This window comes from Streptococcus plurextorum DSM 22810 (assembly GCF_000423745.1).
Classification (GTDB): Bacteria; Bacillota; Bacilli; order Lactobacillales; family Streptococcaceae; genus Streptococcus; species Streptococcus plurextorum.
This window is the reverse complement of the sequence record NZ_AUIO01000003.1, coordinates 31,490-45,753: the sequence shown is the minus strand read 5'-3', so window position 1 is coordinate 45,753 and position 14,264 is coordinate 31,490. Positions and strand designations below refer to the sequence as shown.

General features: G+C 42.4%; 12 protein-coding genes. 1 reads left to right on the top strand and 11 read right to left on the bottom strand.

Annotated elements, in window-relative coordinates; genetic code table 11:
* Window positions 1–5: 5 nt before the first annotated feature.
* The 9 genes from G575_RS0103240 to G575_RS0103200 all read right to left on the bottom strand — a co-directional run bounded on the left by G575_RS0103240 (window position 6) and on the right by G575_RS0103200 (window position 9,214).
* Window positions 6–869, bottom strand: a complete 864-nt coding sequence (locus G575_RS0103240; RefSeq protein WP_027971432.1) for a DNA polymerase III subunit delta' — start codon at window positions 867–869, stop codon at window positions 6–8.
* Complete coding sequence (gene tmk, locus G575_RS0103235; protein ID WP_027971431.1) at window positions 856–1,509, bottom strand: dTMP kinase; 654 nt, start codon at window positions 1,507–1,509, stop codon at window positions 856–858. The genes G575_RS0103240 and tmk overlap by 14 nt, the downstream gene beginning before the upstream one ends.
* A gap of 126 nt (window positions 1,510–1,635) precedes the next feature.
* Window positions 1,636–2,295 (bottom strand): CBS domain-containing protein, encoded by a 660-nt coding sequence (locus G575_RS0103230; RefSeq protein ID WP_027971430.1) that lies wholly within the window; start codon window positions 2,293–2,295, stop codon window positions 1,636–1,638.
* A 112-nt stretch (window positions 2,296–2,407) separates the two neighbouring features.
* On the bottom strand, window positions 2,408–3,331 hold the full coding sequence (locus tag G575_RS0103225) for a YihY/virulence factor BrkB family protein (protein WP_027971429.1): 924 nt from the start codon (window positions 3,329–3,331) through the stop codon (window positions 2,408–2,410).
* Window positions 3,332–3,333: 2 nt separating this feature from the next.
* On the bottom strand, window positions 3,334–4,194 hold the full coding sequence (locus G575_RS0103220; RefSeq protein WP_027971428.1) for a methionyl aminopeptidase: 861 nt from the start codon (window positions 4,192–4,194) through the stop codon (window positions 3,334–3,336).
* A gap of 50 nt (window positions 4,195–4,244) precedes the next feature.
* On the bottom strand, window positions 4,245–5,528 hold the full coding sequence (gene spxR, locus G575_RS0103215; protein WP_027971427.1) for a CBS-HotDog domain-containing transcription factor SpxR: 1,284 nt from the start codon (window positions 5,526–5,528) through the stop codon (window positions 4,245–4,247).
* Window positions 5,521–6,072: a GNAT family N-acetyltransferase gene (locus tag G575_RS0103210; RefSeq protein ID WP_027971426.1), complete on the bottom strand. Its 552-nt coding sequence runs from the start codon at window positions 6,070–6,072 to the stop codon at window positions 5,521–5,523. Before G575_RS0103210 ends, spxR begins: the two co-directional genes overlap by 8 nt.
* A 173-nt stretch (window positions 6,073–6,245) precedes the next feature.
* Window positions 6,246–8,414, bottom strand: a complete 2,169-nt coding sequence (locus tag G575_RS0103205) for a PTS transporter subunit IIBC (protein ID WP_027971425.1) — start codon at window positions 8,412–8,414, stop codon at window positions 6,246–6,248.
* Between the two features lie 8 nt (window positions 8,415–8,422).
* Window positions 8,423–9,214 carry an endonuclease/exonuclease/phosphatase family protein gene (locus G575_RS0103200; RefSeq protein WP_027971424.1) on the bottom strand — a complete coding sequence of 264 codons (792 nt, stop codon included), beginning with the start codon at window positions 9,212–9,214 and terminating at the stop codon, window positions 8,423–8,425.
* Window positions 9,215–9,701: 487 nt separating this feature from the next.
* Here G575_RS0103200 and G575_RS0103195 point away from each other — a divergent pair, with 487 nt between their 5' ends.
* A complete protein-coding gene (locus G575_RS0103195; RefSeq protein WP_027971423.1) occupies window positions 9,702–10,409 on the top strand; it encodes a UTRA domain-containing protein in 708 nt (235 codons plus the stop codon).
* 48 nt (window positions 10,410–10,457) lie between these two features.
* On the opposite strand, the gene glgP is transcribed toward G575_RS0103195, so the two are convergent.
* Window positions 10,458–12,722 (bottom strand): glycogen/starch/alpha-glucan family phosphorylase, encoded by a 2,265-nt coding sequence (gene glgP, locus G575_RS0103190; protein ID WP_027971422.1) that lies wholly within the window; start codon window positions 12,720–12,722, stop codon window positions 10,458–10,460.
* Window positions 12,715–14,223, bottom strand: coding sequence for a 4-alpha-glucanotransferase (gene malQ / locus G575_RS0103185; RefSeq protein WP_027971421.1), 1,509 nt, complete (start codon window positions 14,221–14,223; stop codon window positions 12,715–12,717). Before malQ ends, glgP begins: the two co-directional genes overlap by 8 nt.
* Between the last annotated feature and the right edge of the window lie 41 nt (window positions 14,224–14,264).

Here is a 14,264-nt window from a genome sequence, read left to right as displayed (position 1 = left end):
ATCTTTTAGCCGAGAACAAAATATTCTAAGGCATTTTGAAAAGTGACATTAGCTTGCCACATCTGTCTGGCTTGATAGATGCGACTTAATAAGTGGGGTTGATGTTGTTGGGCTAATATAACGATTAAGCATCTAAAAGCCGAGTCTTGGTTATCTTTATCATTTGCGATGACTGATAGCCTTGCCACCTCAAGATAAGCACCATCTTTATCTCTATCTAACTGTTTGGCAAAGCGCTCCAAGGCATGTGCCAACTCCAAAAACTTGCTATTTTCAGATAAGTTTCGCGCTTCTTCTAGGCTTGTTGCCACTTGAGCGATGAGACTGGCTTGACGCTTTAAAAGCCCTTGTTGCATCACGAGATGTTCTAAGTAGGAGGTCTGTTTTGGGAAAGTAAACAGCTGACAACGACTTTTAATCGTAGGAAGCACCTTATTGTCATCAGAAGTTAACAGTATCAGATAAGATTGACTTTGAGGCTCTTCAATAAATTTCAAAAGCGAATTCGCTGCATTGCTGTGCATTTTATCCGCATCCTTAATGATAAAAAACTGATTCTCTCCTTCAAGTCCCGACCTTGAAAAGTCTCGTGTTAACTCTCTAATGGTATCTGTTTTGATGATTTGTCCCTGTGGCTCCACGATGACTAAATCCGCAAACTCTTGATTGGCAATTAAACGACAGGATCGGCAATCATCACACGGGATACCTTCGCTTAAATTCTGACAAAAACGGCTTTTGGCCAAAAATAGCGCCATATCAAACGATCCAAAATCTCCTGAAAACAGATAGGCATGACTCAGATGCTCTTTCTTTAAAATATGGCAAAAATGATTATAGAGTCTGGGTTGTAACTCAGCTATTTGCATTATTTTTTCTCTCTAAAGCCTCTAGAATGACCTGATAAGAATCTTCTATCACTTTCTCTAAAGATTGGCTAGCATCAATAGTCACTATCCGCTGACGCTCCTGCTCTGCTATGTTCAAATACCCCATACGAACTTTTTGGTGCATTTCTAGAGCTTCCAAGTCTAGACGATTGACCTCACGATCTGCATTTTGTGCAATACGCTCAAGGCCAATTTCTGAGCTGACATCAAAATAGAGGGTCAAATCTGGTTTGTAATAGTCCGTTGCATAAGCATTTAACCAGTCAATCTCATCAAGTCCCAAACCACGCCCATAGCCCTGATAAGCTAGAGAACTGTCGATAAATCGATCCACTAAAACGATCTTCCCTGATGCTAAGGCCGGCTTAATCTTTTCAACCAAGTGTTGACGACGAGCTGCAATATAAAGTAACAGCTCAGTTTTATCGTCCATATTAGTATGATTAACATCCAAGATAATATCGCGAATTTTTTCAGAAATGGCAATGCCCCCAGGCTCGCGAGTGGCTAGGATATCATTACTTATTTTAGATTGCAAGAGAGGAATGAGGGCCTCTAGAACACTTGTTTTCCCAGCGCCATCTGGCCCCTCAAAAGATATTAAAAAACCTGTTTTCATCATGTTACTTTCTCGGAAATAATCACCCCTTGTATCAGACCACAAGAGACGTTCTGCCTTATATTTTATCAAAAAGTCATTCAAAAAGCACTAGCCAAGTTGCTAATGCTTTTAAAGTTCTTCTTTTTAAATACCTGCTTTTGCCTGTGTTTTTTCAAGACTGTCAATGACAATACGGTGAGCTTCCAACTTTTCTCTCAAAACACCAAGATCAAAATCCCCATCAATTTGCACTTCAACAACCACTTTGCCGTGACTCTCATCAGCAATAACTGTACGACGGATATTGAGGTTTTCGTCCGAAATGGTCTTGACAATCGTTTCGAGAACACCAACACTGTCTTCGGTCAACACGCGCAAGCGAATCCCTGCTTCACCATAACCTGAAACCTTAAGGAAGGTACGAAAAATATCTTTATCTGTAATAATGCCTGACAGATAGCCTTTTTCAGACACCGGCAAAACACCAACATTGTGAGTCATCATAAGGTAAATGGCATCTTCAAGACTAGCATATGGCGAAATGGTCACCACATCTTTAATCATGACATCTCGAATCTTTGTCTTATTGAGCAGATAGTTCATCTCATATATTGAAAGACTAGTTGCTTTAGAAGGCTGAGCTTCTGCCATGGTTCCTTCAGTAACTAAACCAACCAAGCGATCATTTTCAATAACCGGAAGTCTACGCAATTTTTGCTCTCTCATCATGTCCGCTGCATGAGCAACTGTAGTATCCGGTGAGATGTAGACCACCTTTTTGGTCATAAAATCTTTTACTGCCATAATGACACCTCCAAAATATTTCCTACTTTGTATTATACCACTTTTTTGGAAAGGGTTACATGAATTTCATCTTTTTTTCTGTAAAATACATGTGCCTCTCTACTTTATTGTGCTACTCCCTATTTTCACGCCGTTCTTGAATAATCTGTATGACATCTCCTCTTCTACTCTCCAAGCTACCGCTACTTAATTCCTGATAAGTCGCATTGAGAATACCCCCAAAAATTAGGATAGAAGCCACAAAAATAAACCACAGCATAATAATGAAAATCACTACTGAACCAAAGGTTTTTATATCAATCATCCTTGTAAAAGTGTCCAAGACATAAGCTCCAAAAACATTACTAAACAAAGTCAGTGTTAAAGTCGTTAAAATACTTCCAGGGAGGATAAAACGCAATTTTTTAATTTTCACATTCGGCAATGTGAAGTAGAGAATCGCGACACCTGTAAAGATAATTAGCGTTGTCAAAGGGTGCGCCAAATCCAAGACAAGCTGTGCTTGATGGGGACTAAGCCCATAAAATTGACCAATGACTTGCAGACCTGTCTTTAAAAAAGTCGTCAACAACAAAACAAAGGTCAACAAGAAAAGGATCAAAAAACTCAGCATAACTCCGATGAAATGGCTAATCAAAAAATCACGATGATCTGCTTCACCATAAGCTTTGTTGACTGCTTTTTGAAGCGATGTTAGAGACTTTGTCATTGTCCAAAAAGCAGTCAAGGTAGCAATACTAAGCATACTGCTTGATGGTTTTGAAAAAATATTAGTAATGACACTGTCAACCATAAGATAAAGTGATTTTGGAAGATGATGCTCTGCAAAAGATAGCATATCTGACAAATCTAAATTCAAATAAGGAAAAACATTAGCCGCAATGATAATAAGGGGAAATGCTGTCAGCATTAGGTAATAGGCCACCGCAATCGACGAAATATCCATTTCAGCACTACGATAATGTCTCAAAAATACCTGTAAGGGGCGCCACTGTAACTTGTCTAGTAACCGACCAAGTAAACTAGGCTTTTTCATGATTAATAGGTTCTTTCTTCTCCCTGACTTGTTAAAATAACTGGGCCATCTTTGGTAATGACAAATTGATGTTCGTACTGACAAGAAAGGCCACCGTCAAGCGTTTTATGAGCCCAGCCCGTCTTCATATCAGTGTCAATTTCCCATGTACCAGTATTGATCATCGGCTCAACAGTTAAAACCATACCTTCTTTAAGGCGAAGCCCTCGACCAGCAACACCATAATTTGGAACCATAGGTTCTTCATGCATGGTTGGCCCAACACCATGACCGACAAGATCACGGACCACACCATAACCGTGACGCTCAGCATATTCTTGAATGGCTGCGCCAATGTCTCCGATACGATTGCCGACAACTGCTTGTTCAATGCCAAGATACATGGCTTCTTTGGTTACATCCATGAGTTGTTTAACCTCATCAGAGACATTTCCAATAGCATAAGCCCAACAAGAATCTGCCAAGCCACCTTTATAATTTTCGGTGTATTTTTTCATCTCAGAGACATTATCAAAGTCTAAGGTTGAGACATCAATCATTGATTTATCTAGAGGCTCAGACAAGACCATATCGACCTTGAGAAGATCGCCCTCTTTTAAGATGTAGTGGCGTGGAAATGCATGAGCAACCTCATCATTTAGACCACAGCAGGTGGCATAAGGGTAATCCATCACATGCCCATCTACCCCTATTTGAAGTGGCAAGACATTTTCTTCCTTACAACGACGTCGAACATATTCTTCCACTTCCCACATATCTGCGCCAGGCTTTAGAATATCTCGCAATCCGATATGAATAGAGGCTAAAAAATCACCCGCCTTATCCATGGCTTCAATTTCACGTTGAGATTTTAATGTTATCATAGTTCATTAACGACGCTTGTGCGTCTTTTTATCCTTTCTCATGTCATTAATCAGGTCATTTTGGTTGTCACCATAGCTTTAGCTACCAGTTGCGACTCTAGGTAAATATCAATGTCCAGAATCCCACTGCGGCGACTTTCATTGACAACTTTTGGTGCAATAGTCAGCTGATCATCGATTTGAACAGCCTCTAAGAAGTATATCATCATTTGGTCAATAATAATATTTTTTTTATTCTTTTTATTTAAAAGCCGATAAGCCACTTCCTTGAAATACTCAGCCAGTACCCCTTGAGCTAGGTGTCCCGTGTGATCCAACATTAAAGGCTCTACCACAAATGAAAAATCACTGCTTTCCTGATGAAGGTGTGCCAACATCTGTTCACTATAAGTATGGAGGTTGGGATGTTTGAGATTTTGCATGCCTTCCAAAATCTGTCTCCGTGTGATAACACCCAAGAGCTCTTGATCATCTGAAACAACTGGAACCATATTATAGTCTTCAAAAATCATTTTTTGGCTGATATTAGCAAGACTAACACTTGGTCTAGTGGTAAAAGGAACAGTCGTCATCACCTTATCCAGAGTCAAATCTCCATCTTTCTCAGCAATATCCCTCATGCTGACAACACCGACGACCTTTTCTGTGTCATCCACAATCGGGAACCTCACATGGTTAACCTTTTTGACCAACTGATGAAAATCTCTGACTTTATCCGTATGTAGCAAGTAACCATAATCGCTCTTAAATTGATAGATTTGATCAACGGTTTTGACATCAGTTTTGATTCTAGCATTTGAAAGGGCATGATTGATCATCGTCGCTACGCTAAAGGTATCATAGCTCGTTACCATAACAGGTATACCCGTTTGCTCTGCCATAGCTTTAACACGTTCTGAAACTGGAAATCCTCCTGTCACAAGAACCGCATTATGATGCTCTAAGGCTAGCAATTGGATATCCTCTCGATCTCCGACAATCAAAAGGCCTGAATTAACCAAATAACGCAAAATATTTTCACGTGTCATGGCACCTATCGAAAATTTGCTAAACTCATGGCCGATACCACTGCTACCAGCAACTACTTCCGAATCACTAATACGAGCAATTTCCGCATAAGTCAACTTATCCAAGCGGACCCGCATTTTCTTTTCTACACGAACGGTCCCTGAGCGAGGTCTTGTTTCTACAATGCCTCGATTTTCGGCTTCCTTTATGGCTCTATAAGCTGTCCCATCACTCACCTTTAGATGGTTTGAAATGGAACGGACACTAACACGTTTACCAACAGCTAAATTCTCAAGGTAATCTAAAATATCTTGGTGCTTACTCATGGTCATCTCCCCTAGTCATTTCAAATGCTAAATATTGACGTACTTTGTGAGTGTAGCGGTCACTTCCCTTATAGCGACGAACACACCGAAATCCGGTTTTTTCTGCAACTCGCTGACTGGCTATATTGTCTAAATGGGTAATCAAATGGAGTTTTTTAAACCGACACGCTTTAAGACAGATTCGTGCTACTTTACTTAGAGCTTCAGTAGCCAAGCCTCTGCCTTGAAATTCTTTCTTTACAAAATAGCCTATCTCTGTTTCTTGTTTTAATAGGTCGGTTTTTTCACATTTAATGGCACCTATTAAAGACTGTGAAACCTTGTCCTCTATCGCCCAAACACCCAGCGGGGACTTTAAAAAGCCATGAACCAACAGATAGTCGCTCGCTGCTTTTGTCTCTTGTTGAGGAAAAATAAAGTCCAAATTATCAGCATTTTGACTGATTGTAAAAAAAGCTTCAGCATCTGCAAAAGAAAAGGGACGGAGGTACAGATGTTCTGTTTCAATCATCGAAAAAGTTGCTAATGCCGTTAAGATGTCCATTTTATAACCTTTCCCAAAAATCCTTGTCCTCATTATAACACAAAATACAATATTTTATATAACAGTTTAGTAAACAGAACACAAAAAGAATGCCCCTTTAGGACATTCTTTAATGGATTATCTTGATGCTATCTCTCCTAGTGTACTGCTATCAGAAAGAGAGATAGATCATTTTATAATTCCACCTTGGCAACCTGGCTAGCTTTGCTAACTTGACCGAGGTTTTCAAGTGTGACGGATTTGATTTCTGCTGTGTTAGTAAAGGCAACGACGATAGTGGTTTCCCGATCTGCTGAACGGATTGCTTCCAAATCAGCTACTAGGAGCAAGTCGCCTGCTTCCACACGTTGACCGTCTGTGACTTTAGTTGAGAATGGTGCCCCATTAAGAGCTACAGTGTCCAAGCCAACATGGACAAGCACTTCCAAGCCATTGTCAGAAAGGAGACCGACTGCGTGCTTGGTTGGGAAGACGCTGGTCACTACTCCCGATACTGGAGTGTAGACATTGCCAGAGCTAGGCTCAACCGCATAGCCGTCACCCATCATTTTTTGCGAGAAGACAGGGTCTTTGACTTCTGTGATAGGGAGAGCCTGACCATCCGCAACGGAGAAGACAGCTTCTGTCACACCCTTGAACTGCGTTTCTGGAGCGACTTCTTCTGTCGCAAGGATTTCTGTACGTGGAATAGCCACGCCTGATTCCAGAAGATCTTGGATGTCAGACTTGAGAACATCTGCTTTTGGTCCGTAAACAGCCTGAACACCAGAGTCCTTGATAATCAAGCCCATCGCACCTGCTTGTTTCCAGGCATTTTCATCACCAACCTGTGCCACATCTTTGACGCTGACACGGAGACGGGTCATGCAGGCATCAACATCTGCGATGTTGTCGCGACCACCAAGTAGGTTGATGATTTGAACGACTTGTGAGTTGGCATCTGCTGTGTCTACATTAGAGTTTGAAACGATATCATTTGTCTCTGTATCGTAGTTTCCATTGCGACCTGCTGTTGCTAGGTTGAATTTCTTAATCATAAAGTCAGCGATGAAGTACATACCAACCGCAAAAAGAGCCGTCACCCAGATGAAGTTGACCACATCCATACCGATACCAGCCTTGATCGCCATTGGCGTACGGGTCAAGAATTCAATATTACCAAATGAGTGCATACGGAGGTCAACAAGATCCGCCATAGCAAAGGCTGCACCCTGAACCACCGCATAGACAACATAGAGCGGAAGAGCCGCAAACATGAACATAAACTCGATTGGCTCAGTGACACCGGTCAAGAAGACTGCCAAGGCAGATGACAGGAACATTCCCTTGTATTTTTTCTTCTTATCTGGGTCAACGTTGCGGTACATAGCTACTGTCAAGCCCATGAGAATACCAGAGGAACCAATCATTTGTCCGACTTTGAAACGAGCTGGCGTAATCGTTGCAAGAAGATCGTTGTACTGGGTCATATCCCCAGAATCCTTGAGGTTGATCAAGTCTGTAATCCAAGCCAACCAGAGCGGATCCTGTCCAAATACCTGGGTGCCTGCTTGGGCACCTGTCAGAATCTCATAGGTGCCACCCAGTGAGGTATAGTTCATCGGAATGGTCAACATATGGTGAAGCCCAAATGGCAAGAGCAAGCGTTCCAAAGTACCATAGATAAATGGTGCCAAGACTGGCGCTGTGTCCTGAGAACTAGCAATCCATTTACCAAAGCCGTTGATTCCTGTCTGAACAAGCGGCCAAAAGACAGCTAGGACAAGAGCCACTAGAATAGAACGGTAGATGACCACAAAAGGAACAAAGCGTTTGCCGTTAAAGAAGGTCAACACATCTGGCAACTTGCGGTAGTTGTAGTATTTGTTGAAGGTCGTCGCTCCTACAAAACCAGCAATAATCCCGATGAAGACACCCATGTTCAAGGCTGGCTGGCCAAGGATATTGACAAAGTAGCCTGAAACTGGAATCTGTGTGCCAAATACGGTGCTAACTGTCGCTTCTGCATCCGACAGCATAGCTGTGCTGACACCGAAGAAGTGACCTGTAATCAGGTTGATCAGGATGAAGGCAAGGCCTGCTGAGAAGGCACCTCCAGCACGCTCCTTAGCCCAGCTTCCACCGATTGCTAAGGCAAAGAGCAGGTGAAGGTTACCGATAATCCCCCAACCAATTTGGGCAATGATATTCCCGATACGAGCCAAGAGTTCAGAGTCCTGACTGATCAGCGGGATGGAGTTCCCGATGCTGACCATGAGACCCGCCGCAGGCATAACGGCGATAACCACCATCAAACATTTTCCGAATTTTTGCCAAAATTCAAAACTGAGTAATTTTTTCATATATCCTCCTAAATTGTTACTTCTACTTCCACACCAAAGTGGTCGGAAATGATATCCTTATGTTTCCCATTAAAGATAACGCGGCTGGATTGGACAGGTCTTTCCTGGTCTAAGAAAATGTAGTCCAGTCGTTTTTCTTCCGCATGGCCTGACCAGCCGTCAATAGCCTTTTCAACGGTGATTCCCGAATCTTTTTCTAGTGCCAACTCATAGCTGTCATAGAGTCCTAGATTCTTGATGGCTTCATAGGCTGGCTTGTTGGACAGAGCATCGGTGTTGAAATCGCCCATGAGGATTTTCAAATTCCCCGACTGACTGCGTTGGACGATCTGGCGAACATTGTCTAGCTGGTCCTCCCCGACACAATCTGGTAGGTTGATGTGACAGGAATAGACATCCACCAACTGCCCTTGATAAGCAACTGTGAGGCCCAGAATCTTGCGAGATAGGATAGAGTCAGCCGTCTGGTGCTGGCTGCAATAAAAGCTATCCACTTCATAGACAGGAAGCTTGGTCAGGATAGCAATGCCTTCGTCATAGATGTCGTAGCCGATGTGGGAATTGCTCCAAAAATAAGAATAGTCCCTTCGACCCAAACGCCGCAATCTGTCCAGAAGGGCTAGGCCGTAATTGTCTTCACGCAAGTCTCTGGTGACCGCTTTTGCGGACATGAGCTGGTTGACTTCCTGTAGGGCAATCAGGTCATAGTCCTTCTCTGCAATGGTCTGAGCAAGAATGTCGAGTTTGGCTTCTTGATCCTCTTCCAGCCAGGCATGAACGTTAATGGTCAGTAAGTGCATTTCCCCTCCTTCTGTAAAGCGTTTTCTTTTGATAGTCTTATTGTAACGGAAACGTTTGAATTTGTCAAATGTTTTCCGTAACAATTTTATATGTTTTACGGAAAAGTCGAGTCGGTTATCAAAATACTGACCTTTAGTACACTTTGTGCTATACTATAGTCGAATGAAGAGCTTTCAGACAAGGAACTGAGGGCAGGCCTAGAGGGTGTTCTAGGTTGGAAATAAAAGGCTGGGCTCAAGTCCAGCACCACCTTTCAATATTAGTGTCAACAGCTCAACGCAGTGGTTGATTGGCAGATTTGTTCGTGTTTAACACTTCAAATCTGGCCTAATCAACTGTTCGGGGGCGGGAAGACGAACACTTTTTTGAATGGTTGAGTTCTTTCTCGCTCCCACTTTCGTAGAGTACGGCAAGCCCAAAGTAACGAAATATCAAAGCTAATTCAAATGACTATATCAGTAAATAGGAAGACCAGGAAGCGATACGATGAGTAAGTATAAAAAAGTCTACACTGACATCAAGGAAAAAATTGAACAGGATATCTGGAAGGCCAACCAGGAACTACCGACCGAAAATGAGCTGATGGACATCTACTCCTATTCCAAGGACACCATTCGCAAGGCCCTATCTCTCTTGGAAATGGACGGCTATATCCAAAAACGCCAGGGGCGAAACTCCATCATTTTGGATCATCACTTGGTCCGCAAGCCCTATCTGTCTGAACTAAAGACGGTGAGTGAGCTCAACCGTTCCTCCCACCATGACATTTCCACCCAGCTAACTGCTCTTTATATTGTACAGGGAGTGGAGCCTGCTATGAAGGAGCTGGAGGTGGATGAAAAAAACGACCTCTATCGGGTCGGTCGGGTCCGCACTATTGACGGCGAACGCTTGGAATATGAAATCTCCTACTTCGACCGTAGGATTGTCCCCTATCTCAACAAGGAAGTCGCTGAAAGCTCTATCTATCGCTATTTAGAAGAAGACCTGGGCTTGCAAATCTCCCATTCTCGTCGGGAAATCTCCTTCCGCTTTGCGACAGAGGAAGAAAAATCCTTGCTAGACCTGGCAGGCTACGACATGGTGGTCTCCGTCACCAGTACCACCTACCTGGCAGACGGTCGCCCCTTCCAGTACGGCACCATTACCTACCGACCAGACAAGGTCACCTTTGTCTCTATGGCTAAACGGTAAAAACTACAAAAAGAATGTTCCCGCTCAGGAACATTCTTTTGTTTTAGATTACTTACTGTGCCAGATGTCTTGATTGTACTGTTCAATGGTACGGTCTGATGAGAAGAATCCAGCTTTGGCGATGTTGTGAACAACTTTCTTGTTCCAAGATTCTTGATCTTCGTAGTCTGCAAAGACTTGCTCTTTGACTTCAATGTACTCTGCCAAGTCAATCAAGGTCATGAACCAGTCTTTCGAAATCAATTCATGGTGCAAGCGACCAAGACGTTCTTCATTTCCAAGAGCAAGAACTTCATCGCTGACGATAAAGTCAACCGCACGTTTGATGTTGGCATCGCCGTTGTAGTAATCCGCAGATACGTAACCAGCCTTGTCGTACAAGTCGATAATGGTATCTGAATCCTTACCAAATGTATAGATATTGTCCATGCCAGCCAACTCTGCAATCTCAACGTTGGCACCGTCCATAGTACCAAGTGTCAAAGCACCGTTGAGCATGAATTTCATGTTACCAGTACCTGATGCTTCTTTAGAAGCCAATGAGATTTGCTCAGAAATATCTGTCGCAGGAATGAGTTTTTCAGCAACAGTAACGTTGTAGTTTTCTACCAAGTGAACGTTGAGGTACTTGCTGACTTCTGGGTCATTGTTGATCAACTCAGACAAGCAGAGGATCAAGTGAATGATGTCTTGGGCAATCACGTAAGCAGGGGCTGCCTTACCACCGAAGATAACAGTGATTTTACGTTTTGGCAGGTTGCCGTTTTTGATTTCAAGATACTTGTGAATCACATACAAGGCATTCATTTGCTGGCGTTTGTACTCGTGGAAACGCTTGATTTGTGTATCGATGATCGAGTTTTCGTCCAATTCGATACCCTTGTTATCTTTGAGGTAGCGTTTAAGAGCCAACTTGTTGTTGTGTTTGATTTCCGCCAACTTAGCATGAACTTCCTTGTCATCTGCAAAGGCAAGCAATTTCTCAAGTTTCGTCGCATCTGTCAAATACTCATCGCCAATTAATTCCTTGATGTAGTCAGCAAGGTCTTGGTTGGCAAATTCCAACCAACGGCGGAAGGTGATACCGTTTGTCTTGTTGTTGAATTTTTCTGGGTAAAGCTCGTAGAAAGCTTTCAATTCAGAGTTTTTGAGGATTTCTGTGTGAAGCGCAGCTACACCGTTCACTGAGTTAGAGAAGTGGATATCCATGTGAGCCATGTGTACACGACCTGATTCATCAATGATTTGGACTGCTGGGTCTTTAATTTCTGCACGAATAAGAGCATCCAATTCTTTGATAATATCAACCAAGTGCGGCACCACTTCTTCAAGGAACTCAAGTGGCCATTTTTCAAGGGCTTCCGCCAAGATAGTGTGGTTGGTGTAACCAGTCATATTCTTAACGATGGCAACTGCTTCCGCAAATTCAATACCATGTTTTTCAGTCAAAAGACGGATCAACTCAGGAATCACCATTGATGGGTGAGTATCGTTGATTTGCACATAAGCGTAGTCAGCCAAGTCATGCAAGTTTGAACCGCGCTCAATTGCTTCATCAATCAAAAGTTGAGCAGCATTTGATACCATGAAGTATTGTTGGTAAATGCGGAGCAATTCACCATTTTTATCTGAATCATCTGGGTACAAGAAGAGGGTCAAGTTTTCTTGAATAGCCGTCTTGTCAAAGCTGATGCCATTTTCAATCAAGCCATAGTTGACAGACTGGATATCGAATAAGTTGAGGTAGTTTTTAGTGTCTTTCTTGTAACCAAGGATGTCCAAACGGTCCAATTTAGATGTTAATGTAAAGTTTTTGAAAGGTACATCATAGCTGATTGTCGTTGGAATCAACCAAGAATCGTTTTCAATCCAGAAGTTTGGCTCTGCATCTTGTTGGTTGTCCTTAAAGACTTGTTTGAAGAGACCACAGTGGTAGTTAAGACCAACACCCTCACCGTTGATAGCAAGTGTTGACATAGAATCCACGAAGCAAGATGCCAAACGGCCAAGTCCACCGTTACCAAGTGACGGTTCAGGTTCCACGTCTTCAACTTGTGCCAAAGACTTGCCAGCCGCTGCCAATTCTGCCTGAATGTCCTTGTAAACACCCAAGTTGATCAAGTTGTTTGACAAGAGTTTACCGATAAGGAACTCTGCTGAGATGTAGTAAACCTTGCGTTTACCAGTGTTTTTTGGCATATCTGCCGCTGACAATTTGACATAGTTGAGCAACTGAAGATAGATTTCTTCATTGGTCATATCTGCTAATTTCTTGTTGGCCTTGCTTTCTGCAAATGTTGTAAAGTTAATCATGGTTTTCATTTCCTCGTTGATATAGTAATGTCATTTTGGTTAAGAAGTCTTTGCGTTCTTGGGTTAAATCGTCAGGATTCATGCGCCACTGCCAGTTACCACCTATGGTCGAAGGTGTATTCATACGGCTATCCTCACCTAAATCCAGAATATCTTGCATGGTAGCGATTGCTGTATCACTAACTGTCGCAAAAAGAACACGAAGCATAGCCTGGCTAACCTTTTCAATTGGCTTGCGGTGAGTATAAGCATCGACATATTCTTGTTGTTCTGGCTCAAGATTATGATACCATCCATTGACCACCTCATTATCGTGGGTACCTGTATAGGCAACCGAATTTGGAATACAACGATGCGGGGCATCAATGCTCTTTCCAGTCACGTCGAAAAAGCCAAATTCTAGAATTTTCATGCCCGGATATCCGCAGTCTGCTAGAAGCTTACGAGCCTTAGCATCAATATTTCCAAGGTCTTCTGCAATAATCGGCAAATCACCTAGAGTTTCCTTAACAGCTTTGAAAAGAGCATAGCCTGGACCTGGTTCCCAAGTACCGACTTTAGCTACTTCTGCATCTCCTGCTACCTGCCAGTAGTCTGAGAAGCCTTTGAAGTGGTCAATCCGCAGTACATCATAAAGTTTAAAACTTTCGTGAATGCGATAAATCCACCAATTGTAGCCTGTTTTTTCATGTTCTTCCCAATTGTAAATAGGATTACCCCAAAGCTGACCATCTTCAGAGAAGTTATCTGCTGGAACACCTGCAACATAAAGCGGCTTACGCTCACTATCTAGTTTGAAGAGCTGTGGTTTGGTCCAAACTTCTACACTATCAGCCGAAACGTAAATGGGCATATCTCCGATAATCTTGATGTGGTTTTTATTAGCATAGTCTTTCAACTGCTTCCACTGACTAAAGAAGAAATATTGGGTCACTTTAAAGTAGTCAATTTGCTCTGCTAAGTCCAAGCGGTATTTTTCGAGTACTTCTTCATTGCGAGCAACAACTTTTTTATCTTCCCACTCCTGAAGAGCCTTGTTTCCAAAATGTTCTTTGATAGCCATAAATTCAGCATAATCAGTCAACCAAGAAGAGTTAGCTTTTTCAAACTCTTGGAAGGCCAATTTGCCTTTGTCATCGCTCAAGAAATTTTTGACTGCTCTTTCCAAGATAGGACGACGTGCTTCATAGATTAAAGCATAATCCACTTGCTCTGGATTATCTCCGAAATTAACATCCTGGTAATCAAAATTTGCTAGAAGATTTTCCTCTGCTAAAAGGTCAAAGTCAATCAGATGGGTATTTCCTGCAATGGCAGAAAAAGATTGGTAAGGAGAATCCCCGTAACTTGTCGTTGTAAGAGGGAGAATCTGCCAATAGGTCTGCTTGGTTTCTACCAAGAAATCAACAAAGTCATAGGCAGACTGTCCAAAAGTTCCAATACCAAACTTCCCTGGGAGTGAGGTGATATGCATTAAGACGCCACTAGTACGATTGGTCATAAAATAAGTCCTTTCTGTCAGTTACAGTTATAGTTTAACGC

Bases quoted from the DNA above. Each gene is read 5' to 3' on its own strand.
- tmk (WP_027971431.1), bottom strand. From the start codon at position 1,509: ATGAAAACAGGTTTTTTAATATCTTTTGAGGGGCCAGATGGCGCTGGG.
- glgP (WP_027971422.1), bottom strand. From the start codon at position 12,722: ATGATTAACTTTACAACATTTGCAGAAAGCAAGGCCAACAAGAAATTA.
- G575_RS0103210 (WP_027971426.1), bottom strand. From the start codon at position 6,072: ATGGACATCTTAACGGCATTAGCAACTTTTTCGATGATTGAAACAGAA.
- G575_RS0103200 (WP_027971424.1), bottom strand. From the start codon at position 9,214: ATGCACTTACTGACCATTAACGTTCATGCCTGGCTGGAAGAGGATCAA.
- G575_RS0103225 (WP_027971429.1), bottom strand. From the start codon at position 3,331: ATGAAAAAGCCTAGTTTACTTGGTCGGTTACTAGACAAGTTACAGTGG.
- G575_RS0103195 (WP_027971423.1), top strand. From the start codon at position 9,702: ATGAGTAAGTATAAAAAAGTCTACACTGACATCAAGGAAAAAATTGAA.
- G575_RS0103205 (WP_027971425.1), bottom strand. From the start codon at position 8,414: ATGAAAAAATTACTCAGTTTTGAATTTTGGCAAAAATTCGGAAAATGT.
- G575_RS0103240 (WP_027971432.1), bottom strand. From the start codon at position 869: ATGCAAATAGCTGAGTTACAACCCAGACTCTATAATCATTTTTGCCAT.
- malQ (WP_027971421.1), bottom strand. From the start codon at position 14,223: ATGACCAATCGTACTAGTGGCGTCTTAATGCATATCACCTCACTCCCA.
- G575_RS0103230 (WP_027971430.1), bottom strand. From the start codon at position 2,295: ATGGCAGTAAAAGATTTTATGACCAAAAAGGTGGTCTACATCTCACCG.
- G575_RS0103220 (WP_027971428.1), bottom strand. From the start codon at position 4,194: ATGATAACATTAAAATCTCAACGTGAAATTGAAGCCATGGATAAGGCG.
- spxR (WP_027971427.1), bottom strand. From the start codon at position 5,528: ATGAGTAAGCACCAAGATATTTTAGATTACCTTGAGAATTTAGCTGTT.